Raw genomic sequence first — 26350 nt, forward strand, 5'->3', positions numbered from 1 at the left:
ATGCCCACCGCAACGTACACCGCGGGCACCTGGCTCGGCGTTGTCCGGGCCAACACTGTGGTCCTCCTGGGGCCCGGGACCCCGCCCGCCCTGGTCCAGTCCCTGTGGGATCTGCTGGCGGATGCTCCGGAAGTCCACGAGGTGCTCCACGCCGTCACGAGCAGCTTCGGCGTTTCCTTGGCGCAGATACCGTCGTTCGGGATTGTGGATTCCGGTGACGCGCTCCGGATCTTCCTCCGCGGCGACCTGGACCTGATCGTGCAGCTGCCCGGCGGCCCCGTGGACCTGAACGGACGGGACGTCACCACCTGGACGGAACGCCGCCTGGACACACCCGAGTGGTACCGCCTGACGGTCGCCGGAGACAGCCAGCCCGGACCCATGTTGCCGCTCAGCGAAGGCGTTGTCCTGCTGGAGTCGCTGACAGTGTCGCTCACCGGGACGCCGGTGGACGAGGTGGCGTCCCCTTCTGCCACGCCCGCTGAGGTCGAGGCACCCACCCTTATCGGCGCCGTCTTCCCGGTAGTGGACGCTGAACCCGTCCCTGAAACTGAACCGGAGCCGGAAGTTGAACCGGCGTCTGAACGCGAACCGGAGCCGGAACATGCCCGGGAGGTCTCCGCCGAAACGGTGGTGGGGGTTATGGACGATGACTCCAACTTTGCGGCTGAAGCGCCGGAGCCCCATGCAGAGCCGGGACACAAGCCGGACCCGGAGCCCACCGCTCATCCTGATCAGGTCCCGGCCCACGAAATGACCGGCAGCTACGACCACCTCTGGGAAAGGACGGTGGTCCGCCGCATCGAGGACGCAGCCGTCCGCGACGAACCCGAAGAAGATCACAGTGCCCCTGCGGCACCTGTCGACGCTGCTCCGGCACCGGTCGATGCGGCAGAGGCGGACGCTTCAGGGCAGCCGGACGCGGCGGCCAGCATGGCTCCCACACCGCCTTCAGCCGCAACGTCAGCCCGGATGATCGTCGGACTCATCGACTCGGTCCCGTGGCGGACAGGCGGGAACGCACCCGCTCCCCAAGCCGCGCCGTCGTCGAATCTGACTTCGTTGAATCTGCCGCCGTTGGATCAACCCCCGTCGAACCTGTCCCCGGCGAGTCTGCCCTTGCTGAATCAGCCCGCGGCGGACGTGCCGGCAGAAGTCCACGCAGGAGAACCGGCACCAGACCCGGACTCCCTCGATGGTGACCACGACGGCCACACGATCATGAAGAGCGACCTCGCCGGCATGGCCGCGCATCCCGCCCCGATTCCCGAACCGGATTCCGAACCGGATTCCGTGTCCGGCCCCCTGGTGCTGGCCCGGGTCTGCGACCGGGGACACGCCAACCCGCCCACCCATGCGCAGTGCGCTGCCTGCGGCTCGCCGCTGCCCTCCGACGCCGTCCAGGTGGCCCGGCCACGGCTGGGCCGGATGCGGGTCTCGACGGGTGCACTGGTTGACCTTGACCAGTCGCTGGTCATTGGGCGTCAGCCGTCCGTTTCCCGGGTCCAGGGTGGGGTTATGCCGCGGCTCGTCCAGGTGGCCAGCCCCAGCGGCGACATCTCGCGCTCGCACGTCGAAGTGAGGCTGGAAGGCTGGCACGTGATGCTCTGCGATCTCAAGGCCACGAACGGTACCGTGCTGGTCCGCGAGGGCCAGCCGCCCCGCCGCCTGGCCCAGAACGAGATGGCCATCCTGCTCGACGGCGACATCGCCGAACTGGGTGACGACATCTCATTGCGTTTTGAGGAGATTCTTTGAGTTCCAAACGGCCGGTTGCACCGCCGCCGCCTATTCCGGGGTTTACATATATCAGCCTGCTCGGCTCCGGCGGGTTTTCAGACGTCTACCTCTACGAACAGGACCGGCCGCGCCGGAAGGTGGCGGTCAAGGTCCTTTTGTCGGACCTGAAGACCGAGGGCGCCCGGCGCAGGTTCGAGTCCGAGGCCAACCTGATGGCACAGCTGTCCTCCCACCCGTACATTGTCACCATCTTCGAGGCCGAGGTGACCGAGGCAGGTCACTCCTACCTGGCCATGGAGTACTGCTCCAGGCCCAGCCTGGACGTCCGGTACCGCCGCCAGCGCTTCAGCGTTGATGAGGTACTGGCTGTCGGCATCCAGGTGGCGTCCGCCGTCGAAACCGCCCACCGGGCCGGCATCGCACACCGGGACATCAAGCCCGCAAACATCCTCGTGACCGACTACAACCGGCCGGCCCTGACGGACTTCGGGATCTCGGGCACCCTCGGCGGCGACGCCGACGAGGACGCCGGGATGTCCATTCCGTGGTCGCCGCCGGAACAGTTCGCGGACGGCCCTGTGGACGGCGTGATGGTGGATGTCTGGGCGCTCGGCGCCACGCTGTACACGCTGCTGGCCGGCAGGTCGCCTTTTGTGATGCCCGGCACTGATAATTCCCAGCGCGAACTGATCTCGCGGATCACCAGTGCGGCACTGCCGCGCCTGGGCCGGGCCGACGTTCCGGAGTCGCTGGAGCGGGCGCTGTCCACGGCAATGGCCAAGTCCGCGGCGTCCCGCTACTCCTCAGCCCACGCGTTTGCCCTCGCGCTGCAGCGGATCCAGGCCGAACTGAACCTTTCGGTCACGCCCTTCGAGGTCCTCGAAGAGCAGCAACTGGAAGAAAACCACCCGGATGACGGCTTCGAGGAAACCCGCGTCCGCAGTATCGCGGCCATCGATCCGGAGCGGACCGGCAGCGCCCCTACTTTCCCGGCACGCACCCGGCCGCAACGCCCCGGAACCGGTGCGCCGCCGTCGGGCTTTCCAGCTGGCGGATTCGCCCCGGCCGCTGCAGCCTCGGCAGGATCCCGGCCGCAGGTTCCGGGCAACCTGTTTGCCGGCCAGGACGGCCAGCGGGACGGCGGCAACCAGGCCGGCAGCAACCCCGCAGGCGAGTGGGCCCATGCCGCGATGCTCCGCGGCAGTGCACCCGCCGCCGAGTACGGCTCGGCGCCGGACGCAACTGTCCAGCGCCCCGGGCTCCTTCCTGCACAGGCCGGCCAGCAGGCCGGCCGGACCGGGGCGCCCGGCCACCGGGCAACGGGGGCCGATCCGGAGATCGACGCGACAGTCAGCCGTCCGGCCGCGGTCACGGAAAACACCCCCGAGGCGGCGCCTGACCACGGCAAGCGCAACGTGTGGCTCGCCGCGGCGGGCGGTACGCTGCTGGTTCTCGCCATCATCGTCGGAATCGTGCTGGCGTCCTCCGCTCCGGCACCGAAGGTCCAAGAGACCGGCCAGGTCGGCAAACCCCCGGCGGATGCCCTGGACAACGGGACAGTTCCCGACGTCTCGGACCTGGCGGGGACTGTGGACGCCACCGGCAAGGCAACCTTCACGTGGACCAATCCGGAGCCGAAGTCGGGTGACGCCTATAAGTGGCGGGTCTACGCGTTGGGCAGCAACGGCGAGTACCAGTCCACTGCCGAGCCAACCGCCCAGGTTGCGTTGAATCCTACGGAACCCACCTGTGTCCAGGTGATGATCGTCAGGAGCGACGGCGCGTTCTCACCTTTGGAAGAAGACTCGATCGCCTGCATCCGCAAGTGACGGCAGAGCAGACCGGAATCGTTCGTGAACGCGGGCACCGCCCGACGAGGAGGCGCGGAAAATGGGGGATCTAGCAATAGATTTCTGTGGTGAATGGTACGAACCGTCCGATGAGGAAATCTTCAACATCGGCCGCGAAGGCGACCTTGAGGTGGACGACAACCCGTACCTTCACCGCCAGTTCCTGCAGGTGGCCCGCTACGACGGGATCTGGTGGCTGAGCAACGTGGGCGGAATGCTGTCCGCCACGGTCGCCGACGGTTCCGGCGGGATGCAGGCCTGGCTCTCGCCGGGGGCGCGCATCCCACTGGTGTTCAGCCACACGAACGTCATTTTCACCGCCGGGCCCACCACGTATGAGTTCGCCGTCCACCTCAAGACCCCGTCCTTCCGTCAGGAATCACGTGAGGATGACAGCAACGGCGATACAACCATCGGCCCGGTGGTTTTTACGGACTCGCAGAGGGCCCTCATCGTGGCCTTGGCCGAACCCATGCTGCGGCGGGAAGGGACCGGGTTCAGCGCCATCCCGTCCTCTGCTGCCGCGGCCAAGACCCTGGGCTGGGCACTCACCCGGTTCAACCGGAAGCTCGATAACGTCTGCGACAAACTTGACCGCGTGGGCGTGGTGGGTCTGCGGGGCGGCGGTGGGAAACTGGCCACCAACCGGCGCGCGAGGCTCGTCGAACACGCCGTCACGTCCCACCTGGTCACCCCCGATGATTTGCACTTACTGGAAAAGATGAGGGGCGTGGACGAAGGGTGAGGATCCGGCTGACACTCCGCCGGGACCCGGCGGAAACCAAGGACCTGGCCGTCACCGTTGACGGCCAGGCCACAGTGGCGGACATCGCCACCCAGCTTTGGGCCGCCGACCCCGACCGGAAAGGCTCGCCGGCACCGGACAACCTTTCGCTCCGCATCGACGAGGCCTTTGTGGGCGGCGGCATGCGCGGCATTGTCCTGACCCGCACGGACAACCTCCTGGAATCGGGCCTGCGCCCGGGCTCCGTGGTGTCCCTGACCGAGGTCAGCGAGCTATTCAACGCACCCGGCGCCAACCGCGGACCCGCCGCAGCCACGCTGCGGATCCTTTCCGGGCCCGACGTCGGCCAGGAATTTTCGCTGCCCTCCGGCACCAGCTACATCGGCCGGGACCGGGACGTGGACATCCGGCTCACGGACCCGCTGACCTCCAAGCGACACGCCCGCATCACCGTGGGCGAAAGCGTGGAGATCGTGGATACCAACTCCGCCAACGGCCTCCTGATGGACGGCATGCCGGTCACCCGGGCCACCCTGAACTCTTCGGACACGGTGACACTGGGGGAGACCACCGTCACCGTGGTGCCGCTGGGCCGCAACCAGGCGGCAGCGCCGACGTCGCCCCTTGTCGATTTCAACCGCTCCCCGCGGGTGGTTCCCCGCTTTGAGGCGCCCAAGCGCGTGCCCCCTGCCGGACCCAAACGTCCGGACCACCAGCCGTTCCCGTACATTATCCTGATGGCGCCGCTGCTGATGGGCGGCATCATGTTTGCGGTAACCCGGAACATCCTGTCGGTGGTGTTCATGATGATGATGCCGCTGTTCATTGTGGGTCACTACGTGGACCACAAGATGCAGACCCGGCGCCAGCAGAAGGAACAGCTCAAGCAGTTCCGGGAGTCCATGGCGGCGTTCCGGCAGGACATCACCGAACTGCAGCACGTGGAACGCGCGGTCCGCCTGCAGGAAGCGCCGTCGGTCAGCGACACCGTGGATTCCATCTACAAACTCGGTCCGCTGCTGTGGACCCACCGCCCCGAACACACCGGTTTCCTGGGCCTGCGGTTCGGGCTCGGCACCGGTACATCACGCATCCTGTTCGAGGAACCGAACAGCAACGACACCGAAGCTGAATTCATGCGCGAGATCCAGGACTGCCTGAAGCAGTTCAGGGACATCGAGGGTGTCCCGGTGGTCTCCCAGCTGCGCGCCGCAGGGTCCTTCGGCGTGGCGGGCGCCCGGGGACTGGTTGACGACGTTGCCCGCGGCATGGTCCTGCAGTTTGTGGGGCTGCACTCGCCCGCGGAGGCCGTGGTGACAGCCATTACCTCGGCGCAGTCCCGGCAGCGCTGGGACTGGCTGCAGTGGCTGCCCCACGTGGGCTCCGGCCACAGCCCCCTCAACGGTGACCACCTGGCCGCCGGTTCAGCGAGCGGCTCTTCCCTCGTGGCGAGGCTCGAGGACCTGCTCGACGCACGGGAAGCCCTGGCCAGGCGCTCCGCCCCGGAACACCGGGGATCCGTGGACGCCGCCAAGGACGAGATCCCGGCTCCGGTGCTTCCGGCGTTCCTGGTCATCGTCGAGGACGACGCGCCGGTGGACCGGGGCAGGCTGACCCGCCTCGCCGAGCGCGGGCCGGATTCCGGCGTCCACGTGATGTGGGTGGCCACCGACATCCAGGCGCTTCCGGCTGCCTGCCGGGACTTTATGGTGGTGGATGGCGAAAACGGCACCACCACAGGGCAGGTGCGGCTGGGACGGCACACCTACCCCGTGAGCTGCGAAAGCCTCGACGCCGAACTGGCTGCCCAGCTGGCCCGGATGCTGGCGCCCGTGGTGGACGTTGGCAAGCCGGTCAGCGACGACTCCGACCTGCCGCGTGCGGTGTCCTACGCCACCCTGATCGGCAAGGACTTCCTGGATAACCCGCAGGCCGTGGCGGAGCGCTGGGTGGAGAACAATTCCGTCCACGCCTCCGCGGTCCCCAACCGTAAGGACAACGGAACCCTCCGGGCGCTGGTGGGTTCCAAGGGCATTGAGCCGCTTTACCTGGACCTGAAGAACGAGGGCCCGCACGCGCTGGTCGGCGGCACCACGGGCGCCGGTAAATCCGAATTCCTGCAGTCCTGGGTCATGGGCATGGCTGCCGCTTACAGCCCCGACCGCGTGAGCTTCCTGTTTGTGGATTACAAAGGCGGGGCGGCGTTTGCCGATTGCCTCAGCCTGCCCCACACCGTGGGCCTGGTCACGGATCTCTCCCAGCACCTGGTCCGCCGTGCCCTGACATCCCTCCGTGCCGAGCTGCACTACCGCGAGCACCTGCTGAACCGCAAGAAGGCTAAGGACCTGCTGGGGCTCCAGCGCGAAGCCGACCCGGAGGCGCCGCCATACCTCGTCATCGTGGTGGACGAATTCGCTGCGCTGGCCACCGAGGTCCCCGAATTTGTGGACGGCGTGGTGGATGTTGCCGCCCGTGGCCGGTCCCTGGGCCTGCACCTGATCCTGGCCACGCAGCGTCCCGCCGGCGTCATCAAGGACAGCCTGCGCGCCAACACCAACCTCCGGGTTGCCCTGCGCATGGCGGACGAAGATGATGCCACCGACATCCTTGGCGTGCCGGATGCGGCATACTTCGACCCATCCATCCCGGGCCGCGGCGCCGCCAAGACCGGGCCCGGGCGTGTCCAGGGCTTCCAGACCGGATATGCCGGCGGCTGGACTACAGAGAAGCCCCAGCGTCCGCAGATCGACATCGTGGAAATGGCCTTCGGGTCAGGACCCAGCTGGGAGGCGCCCGCTCCCGAAAAGCCCGTCAAGGAAGCTCCGGCCGGGCCCAACGACATCGCCAGGATGACCACCAACATCGTCAGGGCCGCGGAATCGCTGGCCATCCGGCCGCCGCGCAAACCATGGCTGGACGAGCTGGCCAAGACGTATGACTTCTCCAAGCTCCCGAACCCCCGGACGGACGAACGGCTGCTGCTGGGCGTGGCGGACGATCCTGCCCGCCAGGAACAGCCCACCGTGTTCTACGAGCCGGACCAGGACGGCAACATGGCCATCTACGGCACGGGCGGCTCCGGAAAGTCCGCCGCCCTGCGCGGCATCGCGATTGCCGCCGCCGTCACGCCCCGCGGCGGGCCCGTGCACATCTACGGGATAGATTGCGGCTCGTCCGGACTGAAGATGCTCGAAGAGCTGCCGCACGTCGGCGAGATCATCAACGGTGACGACGTCGAACGCGTGGGCCGGTTGCTCCGCCTGCTCCGGGATATCGCGGACGAGAGGTCCGCCAGGTTCGCCGAGGTCAGGGCGTCCACCATCGTCGAATACCGGACCCTGGCCAACCGCCCGGACGAGAAGAGGATCTTCGTGCTGCTGGACGGCATGTCGGCGTTCCGCGAGACGTACGAATTCAGCCGCCTGTCCGCGCTCTGGGATATCTTCCTGCAGCTGGCCACGGACGGCCGTCCCCTGGGGATCCACCTCGTGGTCACCGGTGACCGGCCCAACTCCGTACCGGCGTCGTTGCTGGCTTCCATCCAGCGCAGGCTGGTGCTGAGACTCACTTCCGAGGACGACTACATGTCCATGGACGTGGCCAAGGATGTCCTCACCAGCTCCTCACCGCCGGGCCGCGGCATGCTGGGCGGCTACGAGGTCCAGCTGGCCGTCCTGGGCGGCAACTCCAACCTGGCGCTGCAGGCCCGCGAAGTTCACAGGCTCAGCCAGGCGATGCTGCGCCAGGGGCTGGAATCGGCACCGAAAATCCAGCGGCTTCCCGAACAGGTGGATCTGGATGTACTGCCTGCCGGCAGCCCGGACCTTCCCGTTATCGGCGTCGACGACGAAACTCTGCAGCCGGCCGAGATCATGGCCCAGGGACCGCTGCTGCTGGCGGGTCCGCCAGGGGCGGGCAGGACGGTGGCGCTGGTGACCCTGGCGTACGCGCTGCGCCGGTCCAATCCGGACACGGAGCTGGTGTACATCGGCTCGCGCCGGTCCGCAGTAGCGTCGCTGCCACTCTGGAACCGTTCGGTGGTGGGTGCCGATGACCTGTCTGACATCATCGAGGACCTCACGGAGCACTCCTCCGGGAACCCGGGGAAGCTGGCCATCTTCATCGAAGGCCTGACCGAGTTCACGGATACCGTTGCGGAATCGGGCGTTTCGCAGCTCGTGACGGCCTCCATCAAAGCCGACCAGTGGGTCATCGGGGAATCGGAAACGTCAACATGGTCCTCCGCCTGGTCCCTGGCCCAGCCCTTCAAATCCGGACGCCGGGGCCTGCTCATCAACCCGGGCGACATCGAAGGGGACAGCCTGCTCAACACGTCGCTGGGCCGGGTCAGCCCGGAGTTCATACCCGGCCGCGGCTACATCGTGGGACGCGGCAAGGCACGCAAACTGCAGATTGCCCTGCCGCCGGAAAACAGGGACTGAGCCGTTGCCTTCCACGGGCCCCGTAAATCCACTGGATTTGCGGGCCCGTGGCGCGGTGTAGGAGACTACCGGAAACACTGTTTCGCTGCGGAAGGGGTGCCGCGCGCTGTCGAAAAGGTAACCATGATCCGATCCTCATCCGTGCTCCGCAACGTTTCAGCTGCTGCGGTGGCAGCGGTGCTGGCGCTCCTGGTTGGCCTTTCTGCGGCGGCCCCCGTGCAGGCAGAAGACGGCGAACCGGCACCGGGGTTGTGCATCATTAATTGTGAGCCGGGCAATCAGAAGCCTGGGCCGACGGACACTCCGACGCCATCGCCGGCTCCGCCGTCGTCGTCGGCCCCGGTGATCGCGCCCCCGGCACCGCCGCCCGCGCCCGTAGCGCCGGCCCCGCTTCCCACCCTCGCCCCGGAACCGAGCGTTTCGCCGGCTGAGGAGACGCCGTCGGCCGCGCCCAGCACTACCATCCCCAGCCCGTCGTCGTCGTCCGCAACTCCATCCACGGAATCGAGCTGGACCAAACCCATCACCAAATCGGCCAAGCCCACGCAGGCCGCCGCTGTTTCCCGGAACGACGGCTCCGGCCTCTTCGGCGGCCCCGGGCTGCTGGCCATCATGGGGGGCGTGCTGCTGGTGGGAGTCGCTGGCCTGGCCTTCGCCTGGTGGAGCCGGAACCGCCTCGCCTCGCACTGACCCCTGACCCAATCTGCACCGTATTCTCCAGCCCCGACCTTCCCAACTAGGTAGCAGTAACTGTCGTTATGGGCCCGCATAACGACAGTTGCTGCTACCTACATGGGGGTTCGTGCCCATGGGGAGTGGTGCTTGGGTAGCGGTGCCCATCGACAGTGTTTTGGGGCCGGGATAGGTTCTAGGTAATGGATCTTCCGGATGAACCGGGGGCCACTGGGGATGCCGATCTGGATGATCCAAGACAACGAGGAGAAACTGATGGCTATTTGGGGCGCAGATGTAGAACAGCTCAGGACTCTTGGCAGCAAGCTGCAGGCCGGTGCCGGCGAGATCGAGCAGCAGCGGTCCAACCTGTCCCGCGTGCTGGACAGCACGAACTGGGAAGGCCCTGACGCCACCCACTTCCGCGGCGAATGGTCGGGCACGCACACCGCGGCGCTGAACCAGGTCATCCAGGCGCTGAAGGATGCCGGCCAGAAGGCCACCAAGAACGCCAACGAGCAGGACCAGGCTTCACGCTAACGGCAGAAGCTTTAACCCGGGGCCCGGACACAGAACAGTGTCCGGGCCCCCGCGGCATTTAACCGCGGGGCACAGCGGCGCAATGGGCGTTTGGGCGCAATGTCGGGGCGGTAAGGCAAGATAGGTCTGTGAGCATAGCACCGGGCCCCGCAGAGGAAACAGCAAACAGCACTGAGGAACTAACCGAGCCGGACGCCGTCCCCGCCGGATCAGTGCGCGAAGAATACGAAAACCTGACGGACCTGGTCAGGAAGTACCGGTTTGCGTATTACCAGGAGGACGAGCCCCTTGTCTCCGACGCCGAATTCGACGAATTGTTCCGGCGCCTTGAGGAGATCGAGGCACTGCATCCCGAGCTGGTAGCCAATGACTCGCCCACGCAGGAGGTTGGCGGGGAAGTCTCGGCCGCGTTCGCTGCCGTCGAACACCTGCAGCGGATGTACAGCCTCGAGGACGTCTTTTCCCTGGAGGAGCTGGAGGCCTGGATCACCAAAGCCGAGGCCGGAATCAGCAAGCTGGGGGACACCGCCCGGCTCGCGTGGCTCACGGAACTCAAGATTGACGGTCTCGCCGTCAACCTGTTGTACCGCGACGGGAAACTGGTCCGGGCGGCCACCAGGGGTGACGGAACCACGGGTGAAGACATTACCCATAACGTCCTGACGATCAAGGAAATCCCGACGGAACTGACGGGCACCGGCTTTCCCGCAGAGGTTGAAATCCGAGGTGAGGTCTTTATCCCGTCCAAGGCATTTGCGGAATTTAATGAGGCACTGATCGAAGCCGGCAAGGCGCCGCTGGCCAACCCCAGGAATGCCGCCGCCGGTTCGATCAGGCAGAAGGATCCTGCGGAAACTGCCAAGCGTCCATTGCGGATGTTTGTCCACGGTATTGGTGCGCGCGAAGGGCTGGAAACCCTGAGCCAGTCCCAGACCTACGCCGTGCTGGAACAGTGGGGACTTCCTGTAAGCCCGTACTTTGAGGTCCTGGGGGGCCTGCCCGAGATCCTTGCCTTCATCAAGCGCTATGGCGAGCAACGGCACAACCTCATGCACGAAATCGACGGCATTGTGGTCAAAGTGGACGATCTCGCCACCCAGCGTGCCCTGGGCTACACTACTCGGGTGCCGCGGTGGGCCGTGGCGTACAAGTACCCGCCGGAGGAAGTCCACACAAAACTGCTGGACATTGCAGTCAACGTCGGACGCACCGGACGTGTCACCCCGTTCGGCATCATGACGCCCGTCAAAGTGGCCGGGTCCACCGTGGAGATGGCCACGCTGCACAACCAGGACGTCGTCAAGGCCAAGGGTGTGAAGATCGGCGACATCGTGGTCCTGCGGAAAGCCGGGGATGTCATTCCGGAAATTGTGGGGCCGGTGCTCGCCCTGCGCGACCAGCAGAAACCGCCGGTGCGGGACTTCGTGATGCCCACCGAATGCCCTGCCTGCGGCACACCGCTGGCTCCGGCCAAGGAAGGGGACGTGGACATCCGCTGTCCCAACGCCCGCTCCTGCCCGGCGCAGCTTCGGGAGCGCGTCTTCCATCTGGCCGGTCGCGGCGGATTCGATATCGAGGCCCTGGGCTGGGAGGCAGCCATCGCGCTGACCTCCGGACCGGGTGCGGATCCAGCCACCAACGGTGGAAGCGTGGAACCGGCCGGCGACGGCATCCTGACCAGTGAGTCCGCACTGTTTGAACTGGCTGCGGATTCCGGACTGGAGGAGCTGCGGAACAAACTGGCAGATGTGAAGGTCTGGCGGGAGAAGCGCGTCAAGGGCGCGGGCACGGGTGCGTGGGACCTGGTCCCGTACTTCTGGACTCGAGCCACCGCCAAGACGCCGTCCAAGCCCACGGCAACCACGAACAAGCTCTTCGACGAACTGACCAAAGCCAGGACCCAGCCGCTGTGGAGGGTGCTCGTTGCCTTGTCCATCCGGCACGTTGGTCCCCGCGCCTCACGCGCCCTGGCCACGGCGTTCGGCACCATGGACGGCATCCGGAACGCCTCCGAAGAAGAGCTCGCCCATGTTGACGGGGTGGGCCCAACCATCGCGGCTGCGCTGAAGGAATGGTTCGCCGAGGACTGGCACGTGGAAATCATTGACCGCTGGGCCGCGGCCGGGGTCCGCATGGAGGACGAGCGCGACCACTCCATGCCGCGGACCTTGGAAGGGCTGACCATTGTGGTTACCGGCTCCCTGCCGAACTTCAGCCGGGACGAGGCAAAGGAAGCAATCCTTCTGCGGGGCGGCAAAGCGGCCGGTTCAGTCTCGAAAAACACCAGCTACGTCATCGCCGGCGAAAACGCAGGCACCAAACTCGACAAAGCCGAGCAGCTCGGAATCTCCGTCCTGGACGAGGACGGCTTCCGTGAGCTCCTTGCGAACGGCCCGGTTCCAGCTTCCGAAGTTGCGTCCACAGAACCAGAAAAGGCCGCCGAATGAGCCATCCGGACCTCACCACCGAACTCCTTGCGGTCGCCAGGCAAGCGGCCGCCGCCGGCGCCGCCGTGCTGGCGTCCCGCAATGGCGAGGCCCTGGACATCAGCAACAAAGGCGACGCAGGCGACTGGGTCACGGCCTTTGATGTCGCCGCGGAGAACGCGGTTCGGGATGCCATCACGGCTGCCCGGCCGCAGGACACCATCACGGGGGAGGAACACGGCACCACCCGGCCCGCTGCCCCCAGCGGCTACCGCTGGTCCATCGACCCGCTGGACGGCACCACCAACTTCATCCGGAACATCGTCTACTACGCCACCTCGGTGGCAGTGGCGGATTCCGACGGCGTCTGGCTGGCCGGCGTCGTCAACGCCCCCGCGCTGGGCCGTGTCTACTACGCGGCCCGCGGCCAGGGTGCGTGGCTGGAGGAAGGCGGCCGGGTGACCCGGCTTCAGGGCCCGGCACCTGACCGCGCCGGGCAGATCCTCGCCACCGGCTTCAGTTACGACCCCGCCATCCGCACCGAACAAGCTGAACTCCTGGGCAGCCTGATGGACGGCTTCGCCGACGTCCGGCGGCTGGGCTCCGCAGCGCTGGACCTCTGCATGGTGGCTGACGGGACCCACGACGCCTACGGCGAACGCGGGCTCAACGAACACGACTTCTCTGCCGGTGCGCTGATTGCCGAGGAAGCCGGTTGCTGGGTCCGGCGTCCCCGGCTGGCCAGTCCGCTGGACGGCGGACCCGCCGATGCAGACAGGCTCGCCGCCTGGACCTGCGCCGGGACGTTGGAGCTGTCCGGCAAGTTTCCACTGTGACGCCGCTGCGCCACTAGCATTGTCAGGTGCACTCGCAAATAACCATCCGACCGGCCGTTGAGGCAGACTTCAAGGCCATCGCCAGAATCACCGTGGACTCGTACCTGGCAGCAGGCTACTTCGACAGCGCGGACCATCCCTACATGCAGCAGATCCAGGATGTTGCCGCCCGCGCAGCGAAGGCCACCATCTGGGTTGCCGAACGTGACCGCCAGGTGTTGGGTTCCGTGACCCTGGCGCTGGCAGGTGAACCGTTCGCCGATATCGCCCTCCCGGATGAGCTGGAGTTCCGGATGCTGGTGGTGGATCCGGCGGTGCAGCGCAGCGGCGCGGGCAAGGCCATGGTGGAAGCCATCATTGACCATGCGAAATCGCTGGAGGGCATTACCGGCGTGGCCCTCACCACCGGGGGGACCTGGGAGAGCGCCCATGGCCTCTACCGGAAGACCGGCTTCAAGCGTGCCCCAGAACGTGACTGGGTGATTCCGGGCACCGACATAAAACTGCTGGTTTACCGGCTGGACGTCCAGCCAACCTAAAGTGGTGCCGACTCATTTTCGGCACTGAAAGGCCCACCATGCGCAAAACATTCGGCACCGGCTCCGTCTGGGAGCAGACCCTTGGCTACTCCCGCGCTGTCCGGGTGGACAACACGCTCTACATTTCCGCCACGGCCGCCAGCGGCGAGGAGGGCATTGTGGGCGAGGACTTCTACACGCAGACCCAGTACATCCTGCAGAAGCTCGGCGTGGTCCTGGCCGATGCCGGATTCAGCTTCGAAGACGTGGTCCAGTCCAAGCTGTACCTGACGGACATCAGCAAATGGGAAGAGGCCGGCCGCGCCCACGGCGAAGTCTTCGGCGAGATCCGCCCCACGCTGGCCCTGGTGCACGTCCTGCCGTTCCTTGACCCGAAAATGCTTGTCGAAATCGAGCTCGTGGCCCAGAAGAGCGCCAGCTAGCCCATCCGCCCGCTGTGCGGGACAGACATCCTCCGCGTGCTCGCTCGTTCCTCCCCACCGCCACCCTCTCCTCGCGAGCTCGGACAGGGAACCCTGGCGGCGTGGGCCCCCTTAGACGCACGCTTCCGGATGCCTGTCCCGCGTTCGGACGCTTTGCAATGGCGCGCTCCTGTCGAGTGTGTGTTAGCTGACCGGGAGGCTGTAGCGGTGTTCCGGCCGTCCGGTGGTCCCGTAGCGCAGTTGGATGTCGACGGCGCCGTCGTCGGCCAGCGAGGACAGGTACCTTTGCGCCGTGGCCCGGGAAACCCCCACCCGGGTGGCCACTTCCACCGCCGAATACTGCTCGCCGGCAACCAGCGATTCCAGCACCGCGGCCTCGGTGGCCGAGCGGGGCTTGGCCGACGGCGCCACGTCACCGGGGATCAGTGCCCGCTTGGCCCGCTCCACGGAGCCCTGGTCCAGGGCCCCGGGCTGGCCCAGCAGCCTGCGGTACCGAGCGTACGAACGCAGCTGCTGCGACAGCGACTCGGCAGTAAAGGGCTTCAACAGGTACCCGAGGGCGCCGCGGCGGAATGCTTTCCGCAGCGACTCGGCGTCCGATGCTGCACTGAGGATCATGGTGTCCACGTCGAGTTGCTGCAGCAGGTCGAGCCCGGATGCGTCCGGCAGATAGACATCCAGCAGCACCAGGTCCGGGCGGAGGCTGTGGATCGCCTGCAGGGCCAGGGACGCCGACCCCACCGGCGCCAGCGCCAGGAATCCTGCCACCGAATCCACATAGGCGGCGTGCAGCTTGGCCACGTGGAAATCGTCATCCACAATCAGCACCCTGAAATCCTCAGGCATCATTGTCCTTTCCAGCTAAATCCGTGGTCCCCGCAGTTGTCCCCGCCGTTGTGTGTGGCAGGGAAGCCATAAACACGGCCCCGGGTCCGCCCGGTGTCCCCGGCTCCAGCAAACGGACGTCCCCGCCGCGGCGCCGGGCCAGCTTCCGGGCCAGGGCAAGGCCCAGCCCCTGCCCCCCACTGGTCCGTCCGCCGGCTGCGGCCGGAGCCACCAATTCGGGGTCAGCGGCGGTCGTAAATCCCTCGGCGAAGACCGCTTCCGCATCAGTCCCGGCGGCGAGCCCGTCGCCGGAATCTGCGACGACGATGTGCAGCGTCCCGCCGTCGTCGTGCGGTTCATCCAGCACCTCCAGCTCCACCCAGCGGTCCGGGGAGGAGCCGGCGACGGCGGCGTTGACCGCATTGTCGATCAGGTTGCCCAGGACGGTGGTCACGTCCTGCGGCTCGATGACCTGGCCGCGGACCAGGGTTTCGGGCCCGATCCGCAGCGTGACGCCGCGCTCATCAGCCTCCACGCCCTTGGCACCCACAAAGGCCTGCAGGTACGGGTCCTGCAACAGTTCCGCCTGGTCCACCGGGAACTTCAGCGGCCCCGTGGCGGCCAGGCCGGCCAGGTAATCGCGGGCCTGCTGGTGCTGCCCGATGCTCATCAGGCCGGCGATGGTGTGCAGCTGGTTGGCGAATTCGTGGCGCTGGGCGCGCAGGGCCGTGGACATGGTGCCCACGGCGTCGAGCTGCCGGGTGACGTGCTGGAGTTCGGTGCGGTCCCGGAGCATCACCACCCAGCCCAGGTCCTCGCTTCGATGCAGGGCCTTGCGCGCGCTGGCCACCAGGACACTGCCGCCGGCCACCAGCTCGATGGCGTCCGCCTCCGCGGCGTCCGGCCGGGTCAGCGCCCTGAGCTGCCTGGGCACCGGAGCGTCGGCCCACGGCGTCCCGGAAAGGTCCGGCTGCTCCAGAAGGCGCTGCGCCGCTGCATTGAACACGCTGATCCTGCCGTCGGCCGAAACGCCGATGACGCCGTCGTCCACGCCCTGCAAAACGGCCACCTGGTCGTGCACCAGCGTGCTGATTTCCTCAGGCTCCAGGCCCAGTGTCAGGCGCTGGAGCCGGCGCCGCAGCAGGAACGAAGCCAGCACGCCCGTGAGCAGCGCTCCGCCTGCGGTGAGGGCGATCGGGAAGATGTCGCGGGCCAGGCTTTGGCCCAGCGATTCCATTGAGTAGCCAACGCTGACAATTCCCACCACGGTTGTGGAGGACCCGGGTGCATAGATGGGCACCTTGGCACCTGCTGACGGGCCGAGGGTCCCGGTGTTCCGCGTGGTCTCTTCCTGACCGGAAAGCGCCACCGAGGGATCAGTGCTCACGTGCTCGCCGAGGCGGGCAGGGTCCGGATGGGCCAGGCGGAGGCCGGTTTCGTCGGTGATCGCCACAAAGAAGGCGCCCGTGCCGAGGCGGGCGGCCTCTGCGGCGGCCTGCACGGGCCCGGCGGCCAGTACGGGAGCCGGCGGCGTGCCCTCTTCCTTGCTGATGGCCTGGACGGCGGAGCGTATGTCCGGATCCGAGGCCACGGTCCGGGCGAGGGTCAGGGCCTGGTTCTCGGCCTCGTTGCCGATCCGCACGGACACCAGCCAGGCGTGGACGGCGCCGCTGAGGAGCACCACGAGCAGCACGACGCCCAGCTGCAGGAGCAGGGTCTGGGTGGAGAAGCGCATGGCGAGCCGTGGCATCCGGGCTCCTTCCGCCGTCGTACGCGCAGGTATGTGCGGGGCAGCCCGGGCGCTGGAAATCAAAGTGCTTCTGCCATCCTAGGCGCTGATCACAATGAGCAAAACGCTCGGAACGAGCAGTATGCCAATCAATTGAGGCAAAGGCACGGCCGTGACCTCCGCCACCCTAATGTCTGTAGCACGCGTCACACTGCGGTGGCGTTGTCCACAAGAAGGAGCCGGCCGTGCTGGTATTACTTGGATTCGCAATGATCGCGGTATTCATGGTGCTGATCATGACGAAGAAGTTGACGCCAGTACTGGCGCTGATCATCGTCCCCACCGTTTTTGGCCTGTTCGCGGGTGCCGGACTGGGTATCGGGGACATGGTCCTGGAGTCAATGAAGTCCATGACGTCCACGGCGGCCCTCCTGATGTTCGCCATCATCTACTTCGGACTGATGATCGACGTCGGGCTGTTCGACCCGCTGGTGAAGTTCATCCTGCGCAAGCTCGGCAATGACCCCGCCAAGGTAGTGCTCGGCACCGCGATTCTGGCGGCCGCGGTCTCCCTGGACGGCGACGGCTCCACCACATTCATCCTCACCACCGCCGCCATGCTGCCGGTCTACCTTCGCCTGAAGATGAGCCCCATAGTGCTCACCTGCGTGGCCGGCCTGGCCAACGGCACCATGAACATCCTGCCGTGGGGCGGCCCCACCGCCCGCGCCGCCACCGCGCTGCACCTGGACGTCAACGACGTTTTTGTCCCGATGATCCCGTCCCTCATCGGCGGCCTTGTCGTGGTCTTCGGCTTCGCCTGGCTGCTGGGCCTGCAGGAACGCAACCGCCTCCGCGCCACCGCACCGGAAATCTGGGGCGTCCCCGGTACCGCTGAAAAGTTCGACGCTGGCACTTCCGACGGCGGCACGGCCGCTTCCTCCGCCGGTACCGGCCGCAAGGGGTCACTTACCCCCGGAACCGGAAGTCCCGCCGTCGGCGGCTACTCTCCGGAAGGCTCGTCAGTAGCTGTCCTGGAACGCACGGAAATGCTGGTGGATGAAAGGGATTCCGCCATGGCGGATACCGCACTGGACCCGAACCGCAAGACGTTGCGCCCCAAGCTGTTCTGGTTCAACCTCGGACTGACGGTCGCCGTCATGGTGGTTCTCGTGGCCAACATCGTGCCACTGCCGTTTGTCTTCATGGTGGGCTCCGCCATTGCACTGCTGGTGAACTTCCCCAAGGTCAAGGAACAAGGGGAGCAGCTGATCGCCCACGCACCGTCCATCGTGGCCGTGGTCAGCATGGTCATGGCCGCGGCCGTCCTCACCGGCGTCCTGAAGGGCACCGGCATGGTCGAGGCCATGTCCGCGTGGCTGGTCCAGATCATCCCCACCAGCATGGGCCCGTTCATGGCCGTCATCACCGGCGTCCTCAGTATCCCCATGACCTTCTTTATGAGCAACGACGCTTTCTACTTCGGGGTCCTGCCCGTGCTCAGCGAGACTGCGGCCCACTACGGAGTCAGCGCCGCAGAAATGGCACGTGCGTCCATCACCGGCCAGCCATTCCACCTGCAGAGCCCGCTGGTTCCGGCCATCCTGCTGCTGGTTTCGCTGGCCAAGGTGGACCTCGGCGACCACCACAAAAAGGTCCTGTGGCGCACCGCGGTGGTTTCCCTCGTCATGCTGGGTGTGGGAATGCTGACGGGAGCCATCGGTATCGGTTAGTCTGTATCTGCCTGTGGCTGGTCCTCGTGACCGGGACCACGGGACCGACGTGCCCGTCTGACGCCCGCTGGGGGTCGTCAGACGGGCACCGACGTTTCCCCACTAGACTGGTTCGGAAAACAATCCGAACCTGCAGGGGAGATCCATGGCTGCGATCAACCGTGACGACGTCGCGCACCTCGCGCGGCTCGCTCACATCGAGATGAGTGCTGAAGAGCTGGACAGGATGGCCGGCGAACTCGCCGTCATCGTTGATTCAGTGAAGTCCGTGAGTGAAGCCGCCGGTGACGACGTCCCGGCAACCTCCCACCCGATCCCGCTGACCAACGTGTTCCGCGAGGACGTTGTGGGCCACACCTTCACCGCGGAGCAGGCACTCTCGGGAGCTCCGGATTCCGATGAGAACCGTTTCAAGGTCCCGGCAATCCTGGATGAGGCATAAACCATGACTGACACCAACGTACTCATCCGCCTGTCCGCCGCACAGCTGGCCGGCATGCTCGCCGCCGGCGAGGTCACCTCCGTCGAGGTCACGCAGGCTTACCTGGACCGGATCGCAGCTGTCGACGGCGGTGAACGCGGCGTGAACGCGTTCCTGCACGTCAACACCGAGGAAGCGCTCGCCGTCGCCGCGGAGGTAGACGCCATCCGTGCCGCCGGCGGTGCCGCGGCCGAGGAACTGCACGTACTCGCCGGCGTGCCGATCGCGGTCAAGGACCTCATCGTCACCATCGGCCAGCCCACCACGGCAGGCTCCAAGATCCTCGAGGGCTGGCACAGCCCCTACGACGCCACGGTAGTCAAGCGCCTCCGCGCCGCCAAAATGCCTATCCTGGGCAAAACCAACCTGGACGAATTCGCCATGGGTTCCTCCACCGAGCACTCCGCGTACGGCCCCACCCGCAACCCGTGGGACCTGGACCGGATCCCGGGCGGTTCCGGCGGCGGTTCGGCTGCGGCCGTTGCTGCTTTCGAGGCGCCGCTGGCCCTTGGCACGGACACCGGCGGATCCATCCGCCAGCCGGGCGCCGTCACCGGCACCGTGGGAGTCAAGCCCACCTACGGCGGTGTTTCCCGTTACGGTGCCATCGCCATGGCTTCCTCGCTGGACCAGATCGGCCCGGTTTCCCGCACCGTCCTGGACTCGGCGCTGCTGCACCAGGTCATCGGCGGGCATGATCCCTTTGACTCCACGTCCCTGCCCGACCCCCTGGAAGACCTCGTCGCCGCTGCCCGAGTGGGCAACGTCGAAGGCATGCGGATCGGCATCATCAAGGAACTCCACGGCGAGGGCTACCAGGCCGGCGTCGAGAACCGCTTCAACGAAGCCCTGGAGCTGCTCAAGCAGGCCGGTGCGGAAATCGTTGAGGTGTCCTGCCCCAACTTCCAGTACGCGCTCGGTGCCTATTACCTGATCATGCCGTCGGAGGCTTCCTCCAACCTGGCAAAGTTCGACGGCGTCCGCTACGGCCTGCGCGTCCTGCCCGAGGACGGACCCATGACGATCGAACGCGTTATGGCTGCCACCCGCGCCGCCGGTTTCGGGGACGAGGTCAAGCGCCGCATCATCCTTGGCACCTATGCCCTGAGCGCCGGCTACTACGACGCCTACTACGGCTCGGCCCAAAAGGTGCGCACCCTGGTCCAGCGTGACTTCGAGGCCGCGTTCGCGCAGGCCGACGTCCTGATCTCGCCCACGGCGCCCACCACGGCGTTCAAGCTCGGCGAGAAACTGAATGACCCGCTGGCGATGTACCTCAACGACGTCGCCACCATCCCCGCCAACCTGGCAGGCGTGCCCGGGCTGACCCTGCCCGGCGGCCTGGCTGACGAGGACGGCCTTCCCGTGGGCATCCAGCTGCTGGCTCCGGCACGCGAGGATGCCCGGCTCTACCGCGTGGGTGCTGTCCTGGAATCCCTGCTTGAGGCACAGTGGGGCGGCCCGCTCCTGGACCGTGCGCCTGCCCTCGCAGAAACCTCGGTGGTCGAGCCTCTCGAGACCCTTGTCGAAGCCAAGGAGGCAAAATAATGAGCACTGACGCAACCCTGAGCTTCGAAGAGGCCATGGAGAAGTACGATCCCGTCCTGGGGTTCGAGGTCCACGTGGAACTCAACACCAAGACCAAGATGTTCTCCTCCGCGCCCAACGTCTTCGGCGACGAGCCGAACACCAACGTCAACGAGGTGGACCTGGGCATGCCCGGCGTGCTGCCGGTGGTGAACAGGATCGCGATCGAGTCCTCGATCAAGATCGGCCTTGCCCTGAACTGCAAAATCGCCGAATCCTGCACGTTCGCCCGGAAGCAGTACTTCTACCCGGACACTCCCAAAAACTTCCAGACGTCACAGTACGAGGACCCGATCGCTTACGACGGGTACCTGGACATCGAACTCTCGGACGGGACCATCTTTCGTGTGGAGATCGAGCGCGCCCACATGGAAGAGGACGCCGGCAAGCTGACCCACATGGGCGGGTCCGCGGGCCGCATCCAGGGTGCAGACTTCTCGCTGGTGGACTACAACCGCTCCGGCGTTCCGCTGGTGGAGATTGTCACCAAGCCCATCGAGGGCGCAGGATCCCGCGCCCCGGAACTGGCTAAGGCCTACGTGGCGGCCGTCCGGGAGATTGTCAAGAACCTTGGTGTCTCGGACGCCAAAATGGAACGCGGCAACGTGCGCTGCGACGCGAACGTGTCGCTGCGCCCGCACGGCCGCGAACGCTTCGGCATCCGCTCCGAAACGAAGAACGTCAACTCGCTGCGCGCCGTCGAACATGCCGTCCGCTACGAGATCCAGCGGCACGCAGCCGTCCTGGACGCCGGCAACCCGGTCATCCAGGAAACGCGCCACTGGCACGAGGACACGCGCACCACCACCTCGGGCCGTCCCAAGTCGGACGCCGATGACTACCGCTACTTCCCGGAGCCGGACCTGGTTCCGATCGTTGCGTCCCGCGAATGGGTGGAGGAGCTCCGCGCCACCCTGCCCGAGCCGCCGGCGGCCCGCCGCAAGCGCCTGCAGGCCGACTGGGGCTACTCGGACCTGGAATTCCGCGACGTCGTCAACGCCGGCGTTATGGATGAGATCGAGGAAACCATCGCCGCCGGCGCGTCGGCCTCCGTGGCCCGTAAGTGGTGGATGGGCGAGATCGTCGGCCGTGCCAAGAACGCCGACGTCGATCCCGGCCAGCTCGGCGTCGCACCCGCCACCATCGTGGAGCTGAACCAGCTGGTGGAGGACGGCAAGATCAACAACAAGATGGCCACCGAGGTCCTGGACGGCGTGCTCGCCGGCGAAGGCACCCCGGCGGAGATCGTGGCGAAGCGCGGCCTCGCCGTCGTTTCCGACGACGGCCCCCTGCTGGAAGCCATCGACGCCGCACTCGCCGCGCAGCCCGACGTCGCGGATAAGATCCGCGCCGGCAAACTCCAGGCGATCGGCGCGATCGTGGGCGGCGTTATGAAGGCCACCCGCGGCCAGGCCGACGCCGGCCGCGTCAAGGAGCTGATCCTGGCGAAGCTCGGCGTTGAAGGCTAGACGCGGGCTAAGCCGCCTGATTTAACCCAACTGGGTCGCAGTTAATGCTGTTATGAGCTCTCATAACGACATCTACTGCGACCCGGTTGGGCTTTAAGTACTCACTTTCCGCCGCAAAGTACGCGTGGTCAGCGGGTCTTGCCGGATCTAGACTGAAGATCCAGGGCACCGGAGCCCTGCCGGTGCTGTGGGAGGAATGGCCATGTCGGTCCAAGAACCGTTGAGATTCCGCAAAGTCCTGCTGGCCGGCGTAGTAGCGCTGGCGCTGACCGGCACCGGCGTCGCCATCGCCTGGTCCGCCACGGACACGCCGTCGCCGTCACCGACTCCGTCGGCCACCGCACCCGGGAAGTCGGACAAGGCGCCGGGCCAGGAGAAACCAGCCAAGGCCCAGCGCCCGCAGCACCTGCACAGTGAAAGTGTGGTGAAGAAGGCGGACGGGACGTTCGAAACTGTGCTGACCCAGCAGGGCACCGTGGACGCCGTCAGCGCAACCTCGGTCACCGTCAAGAGCGAGGACGGCTTCACCCAGACCTACGCAGTCAACGCGGAGACCAGGATCATCAAGTTCCCCGCCCCGGCCGCGGACGGTTCGCCGGCAACGGGCGACGACGGCAAACGGCTGAAGCGCTCAGAGGTCACCATCGCGGAAATCGCCACGGGCGAGGCCGTCAGGGTCTCCGGCGTAAAGAGCGGCAACAACGCCACCGCCCGGCAGATCGTGGAAGGCGCCGGCACCGGCCCGGGCAAGGGCCTAGGGAAAGGCCTTGGCAAGGGACACGGCCACGGGCTGGGCAAGGGCCTCGGCCACGCCAAGCGGCTTGCCCCAAGTAAGTAGCGCCAACTGTCGTTCTGAGCCCTGAAAACGACACCTGCTGCTACCCAGTTGGGCTTAGCCCTGTTCCACCAGCCCGGTCATGATCGCCTGCAGCGCCTCGCACACAATCATCACCGAGCGGCGCTTCAGGTTCTCCGGGCGGGCCAGGATGTCGATCCGCCGGCGGGTGCTGATGCCCTCCAGCGGCCGCAGCACTATGCCCGGGTTGAGGACGGGCCGCGCCGTATGCCGTGGCAGCAGGCCCACCACGCCCCCTGCCGCGACCAGCGCAGCCACGGTGGAGTAGTCGTTGATCCGATGGACGATATTCAATTCCCGGCTGGAGACGGCCGCAACGGCGGAGAGCACGTCCGCGGGGGAGTAACCGGTGTGGCTGGTCACCCACGGTTCGCCCACGACGTCGGCCGCCGTGACGGTGTCCCGGTCCGCCAAGGGATGCCCGGCCGGCAAGGCAACGTCCAGCGGTTCGTGCGCCAGCGGGATCACCGCCACACGCTCCTCGGGCCAGCGCGGGCTGTGGTCCATCCGGTGCGCCAGCACCAGGTCGTACCGCGCCGTCAGCGCCGGGAAATCCTGCTGCGCCACGTCCTCGTCGGAAAGCTGGATCCTGGGCTGGCCGGGCGCGTCCAGCATGCGTGCAAGCGGCGCGAACAGCGCCTGGCCCGCACTGTGAAAACCGCTGATGGTCACGGGGCCAACGGGCGAGCCGTGATAGGCGCCGATCGCCGTCCGGGCATCCGCCATGGCACTGACCACAGCGGCACCTGCGTCGGCGAGCACCTGGCCAGCCTCGGTCAGCACCAGGTTGCGGCCCTCTTTCCGGGTCAGCGGAACGTCAACGTTGCGTTGCAGCAGGGCCAGTTGCTGGGACACTGCGGACGGCGTGACCATCAGCGTCTCCGCCACCGCCTTCACGCTGCCCAGGGCCCCCAGCTCGCGAAGGATTTCCAGCTGATGAATTTCCATCCGTCCAGTCTATGCATTAGCGAATGCTTCATCGTCGATTGAGAGAATTCTGCTTGTGCTAATGCTTCGAAATGGCTCTAATAAAGGGAGACCACACCCGCAGGCCGCGGGTCGCCGCCAACAGTCAGGAAGCCAATGAAGGCACTCTACAAGTCCGGTGCACACGCCGGGTTCGAGCTGGTTGACCGCCCCGAGCCCGAAGCCGGCCCCAACGACGTCAAGATCCGGGTCATGACCACCGGGATCTGCGGCACGGACCTGCACATCCAGTCCTGGGACGCCTGGGCGCAGGGCATGATCGAGGCGCCACTCATCGCCGGCCATGAGTTCTACGGTGAAGTTGTGGAAATCGGCGACGGCGTCCGCGACGTCAAGGTGGGGGACCGGGTGTCCGGCGAGGGCCACGTGGTCTGCGGGATCTGCCGGAACTGCCGCGCAGGCCGCCGCCAGATGTGTATCCATACCGTCAGTGTCGGCGTGCAGCGGGACGGTGCCTTTGCCGAGTACGTGGTCATCCCTGAGACCAACGTCTGGGTCCACAACGATCCCTCCATCACCCCGGAACTCGGCGCGATTTTCGATCCGTTCGGCAACGCCGTGCACACGGCCCTCAGTTTTCCCCTGGTGGGCGAGGACGTGCTGATCACCGGCGCAGGCCCCATCGGACTGATGGCCATTGCCGTGGCCCGCCACGCCGGTGCGCGCAAGATCGCCATCACCGATGTCTCCAAGCCGCGGCTCGAGCTGGCCCGCCAGCTGGGCGTGGACCTGGCCATCGACGTCTCCACCACGCGCGTCAAGGATGCCCAGCGTGAACTCGGCATGCGGGAGGGCTTCGACATCGGGATGGAAATGTCCGGCCACCCCACGGCCTTGCCTGAGATGATCGAGAACATGAACCACGGCGGCCGCATTGCCATGCTCGGCCTTCCCAGCCAGGACATCACCATCGACTGGGGCAAAGTGGTGACGCACATGCTGACCCTGAAGGGCATCTACGGCCGGGAAATGTATGAGACCTGGTACGCGATGAGCGCCATGCTCTCCTCCAACCCCGTGCTGCACGCAGGGATCTCTGCGGTGGTGACGGACAAGCTTCCCGCCGCAGAGTGGGAAAAAGGTTTCGATACCGCCCGCGCCGGCGTCGGCGGAAAAGTTGTCCTCGACTGGACTGAACTCTAAGGAGCACCATGTACACCTCCATCAAGGACCAGCTGCAGACTGAACTGGACGACATCCGCACCGCCGGACTGTTCAAAACCGAACGCAGCATCAACTCCCCGCAGTCCAGCCACGTCACGGCAGGACAGATCGGGGAGCCCGGCGCCACCGTCCTGAACTTCTGCGCCAACAACTACCTGGGCCTCGCGGACCACCCGGACATCATCGCCGCCGCGAAGTCAGCCATGGACTCGCGGGGCTTCGGCATGGCCAGCGTCCGCTTTATCTGCGGCACCCAGGACCTGCACCTGGAGCTGGAAGCCAGGGTCTCCAGGTTCCTCGGGACCGAGGACACCATCCTCTTCTCCAGCTGCTTTGATGCCAACGGCGGCGTCTTCGAATCACTCTTTGGCCCCGAGGACGCCATCATCTCCGACGCGCTTAACCACGCCTCCATCATCGACGGCATCCGGCTCTGCAAAGCCCAGCGGTTCCGCTACGCCAACCAGGACATGGCGGACCTTGAGGCCAAGCTTGTTGAGGCGAAGGATGCCCGGCGCAAGATCATCGTCACCGACGGCGTGTTCTCCATGGACGGCTACCTGGCACCGCTGGAAGCCATCTGCGACCTCGCCGAGAAGCACGATGCCCTGGTGATGGTGGACGATTCCCACGCCGTCGGCTTTATGGGTGCCACCGGTGCCGGAACCCCCGAGCACGCCGGCGTGTCCCGGCGCGTGGACATCTACACCGGAACGTTCGGCAAGGCCCTGGGCGGAGCGTCCGGCGGCTACGTGTCCGGCCGCAGTGAAGTGGTGGCCATGCTCCGCCAGAAAGCTCGCCCGTACCTGTTCTCCAACTCCCTGGCCCCCGCGATCGTCGCCGCCACCATCAAGGCGCTTGACCTGGTGGAGAACTCCGGTGACCTGCGGACCCGGCTGTTCGAGAATGCCCGGCTGTTCCGCCGCCGGATGACGGAGGAGGGATTCGAACTCCTGGATGGCGAACACGCGATTGTTCCCGTGATGTTCGGGGATGCCGTGATGGCCGCCAAGGTGGCGGACCAGATGCTCCGGCACGGCGTCTTCGTCACCGCGTTCAGTTTCCCGGTAGTCCCGCGTGGCGCCGCCCGGATCCGCGTGCAGCTTTCGGCGTCGCACTCAGCGGACGACGTCGAAGCGTGCGTGGCTGCGTTCGTCGCCAGCCGTGCCGCAGTAGCGGGTTAACCCGGCCGGGCTAAACCCAATGCCGTTTACTTAGGTTTCTTTGGTATTCGTTTGAGTGGCCAGTTGGACATCTTGCGTTTGACGGCGCGGGTGACAATGCGTTGTCGTCGGAGGGGCAGGAGC

Annotated in this window: 20 protein-coding genes; 17 read left to right on the forward strand and 3 right to left on the reverse strand. The window is 66.4% G+C overall.

The features are described from left to right. From AC50YA_RS14685 to AC50YA_RS14730, 10 genes are all read left to right on the forward strand, one after another. Entirely contained in the window at positions 1-1758 is a 1758-nt protein-coding gene (locus AC50YA_RS14685) for an FHA domain-containing protein (protein WP_494983000.1), read from the forward strand. Then, positions 1755-3569 carry a protein kinase domain-containing protein gene (locus AC50YA_RS14690; RefSeq protein WP_494983001.1) on the forward strand — a complete coding sequence of 605 codons (1815 nt, stop codon included), beginning with the start codon at positions 1755-1757 and terminating at the stop codon, positions 3567-3569. The genes AC50YA_RS14685 and AC50YA_RS14690 overlap by 4 nt, the downstream gene beginning before the upstream one ends. A gap of 61 nt (positions 3570-3630) precedes the next feature. Next, complete coding sequence (locus AC50YA_RS14695; RefSeq protein WP_426987062.1) at positions 3631-4335, forward strand: hypothetical protein; 705 nt, start codon at positions 3631-3633, stop codon at positions 4333-4335. Next, on the forward strand, positions 4332-8777 hold the full coding sequence (locus AC50YA_RS14700; protein WP_494983002.1) for a type VII secretion EssC family protein: 4446 nt from the start codon (positions 4332-4334) through the stop codon (positions 8775-8777). Before AC50YA_RS14695 ends, AC50YA_RS14700 begins: the two co-directional genes overlap by 4 nt. Positions 8778-8900: 123 nt before the next feature. Further along, the gene (locus AC50YA_RS14705; protein WP_494983003.1) at positions 8901-9467 is read left to right on the forward strand and encodes a hypothetical protein; all 567 of its coding nucleotides are present in this window, start codon (positions 8901-8903) and stop codon (positions 9465-9467) included. 258 nt (positions 9468-9725) lie between these two features. After that, positions 9726-9989, forward strand: coding sequence for a WXG100 family type VII secretion target (locus tag AC50YA_RS14710; RefSeq protein WP_111908407.1), 264 nt, complete (start codon positions 9726-9728; stop codon positions 9987-9989). A 128-nt stretch (positions 9990-10117) separates the two neighbouring features. Then, complete coding sequence (ligA, locus tag AC50YA_RS14715) at positions 10118-12436, forward strand: NAD-dependent DNA ligase LigA (protein ID WP_494983004.1); 2319 nt, start codon at positions 10118-10120, stop codon at positions 12434-12436. Continuing rightward, the gene (locus AC50YA_RS14720; RefSeq protein WP_494983005.1) at positions 12433-13251 is read left to right on the forward strand and encodes an inositol monophosphatase family protein; all 819 of its coding nucleotides are present in this window, start codon (positions 12433-12435) and stop codon (positions 13249-13251) included. The genes ligA and AC50YA_RS14720 overlap by 4 nt, the downstream gene beginning before the upstream one ends. Positions 13252-13277: 26 nt before the next feature. Beyond that, positions 13278-13790, forward strand: coding sequence for a GNAT family N-acetyltransferase (locus AC50YA_RS14725; protein WP_494983006.1), 513 nt, complete (start codon positions 13278-13280; stop codon positions 13788-13790). Positions 13791-13828: 38 nt separating this feature from the next. Further along, entirely contained in the window at positions 13829-14212 is a 384-nt protein-coding gene (locus tag AC50YA_RS14730; protein ID WP_494983007.1) for a RidA family protein, read from the forward strand. A 183-nt stretch (positions 14213-14395) separates the two neighbouring features. Here AC50YA_RS14730 and AC50YA_RS14735 read toward each other — a convergent pair whose 3' ends face one another. After that, on the reverse strand, positions 14396-15058 hold the full coding sequence (locus tag AC50YA_RS14735) for a response regulator (protein WP_494983008.1): 663 nt from the start codon (positions 15056-15058) through the stop codon (positions 14396-14398). Continuing rightward, positions 15051-16787: a sensor histidine kinase gene (locus AC50YA_RS14740; protein ID WP_494983009.1), complete on the reverse strand. Its 1737-nt coding sequence runs from the start codon at positions 16785-16787 to the stop codon at positions 15051-15053. Before AC50YA_RS14740 ends, AC50YA_RS14735 begins: the two co-directional genes overlap by 8 nt. A 224-nt stretch (positions 16788-17011) precedes the next feature. Here AC50YA_RS14740 and AC50YA_RS14745 point away from each other — a divergent pair, with 224 nt between their 5' ends. The 5 genes from AC50YA_RS14745 (at position 17012) to AC50YA_RS14765 (ending at position 22874) form a co-directional block, all read left to right on the forward strand. Further along, positions 17012-18499 carry a CitMHS family transporter gene (locus AC50YA_RS14745; protein WP_494983010.1) on the forward strand — a complete coding sequence of 496 codons (1488 nt, stop codon included), beginning with the start codon at positions 17012-17014 and terminating at the stop codon, positions 18497-18499. 145 nt (positions 18500-18644) lie between these two features. Continuing rightward, on the forward strand, positions 18645-18941 hold the full coding sequence (gene gatC, locus AC50YA_RS14750) for an Asp-tRNA(Asn)/Glu-tRNA(Gln) amidotransferase subunit GatC (protein ID WP_141940678.1): 297 nt from the start codon (positions 18645-18647) through the stop codon (positions 18939-18941). Positions 18942-18944: 3 nt separating this feature from the next. Then, on the forward strand, positions 18945-20528 hold the full coding sequence (gene gatA / locus AC50YA_RS14755; RefSeq protein WP_494983011.1) for an Asp-tRNA(Asn)/Glu-tRNA(Gln) amidotransferase subunit GatA: 1584 nt from the start codon (positions 18945-18947) through the stop codon (positions 20526-20528). After that, positions 20528-22036: an Asp-tRNA(Asn)/Glu-tRNA(Gln) amidotransferase subunit GatB gene (gatB, locus tag AC50YA_RS14760; RefSeq protein WP_494983012.1), complete on the forward strand. Its 1509-nt coding sequence runs from the start codon at positions 20528-20530 to the stop codon at positions 22034-22036. The genes gatA and gatB overlap by 1 nt, the downstream gene beginning before the upstream one ends. Positions 22037-22238: 202 nt before the next feature. Further along, the gene (locus tag AC50YA_RS14765; RefSeq protein WP_494983013.1) at positions 22239-22874 is read left to right on the forward strand and encodes a hypothetical protein; all 636 of its coding nucleotides are present in this window, start codon (positions 22239-22241) and stop codon (positions 22872-22874) included. Between the two features lie 54 nt (positions 22875-22928). Here AC50YA_RS14765 and AC50YA_RS14770 read toward each other — a convergent pair whose 3' ends face one another. Next, on the reverse strand, positions 22929-23840 hold the full coding sequence (locus AC50YA_RS14770; protein WP_494983014.1) for a LysR family transcriptional regulator: 912 nt from the start codon (positions 23838-23840) through the stop codon (positions 22929-22931). Positions 23841-23975: 135 nt separating this feature from the next. On the opposite strand from AC50YA_RS14770, the gene tdh reads away from it, so the two are divergent. Beyond that, positions 23976-25022 (forward strand): L-threonine 3-dehydrogenase, encoded by a 1047-nt coding sequence (gene tdh / locus AC50YA_RS14775; protein WP_494983015.1) that lies wholly within the window; start codon positions 23976-23978, stop codon positions 25020-25022. An 8-nt stretch (positions 25023-25030) separates the two neighbouring features. Continuing rightward, the gene (locus AC50YA_RS14780; protein ID WP_494983016.1) at positions 25031-26227 is read left to right on the forward strand and encodes a glycine C-acetyltransferase; all 1197 of its coding nucleotides are present in this window, start codon (positions 25031-25033) and stop codon (positions 26225-26227) included. Positions 26228-26350: the final 123 nt, after the last annotated feature.

The organism is Pseudarthrobacter sp. RHLT3-21 (genome assembly GCF_059383495.1).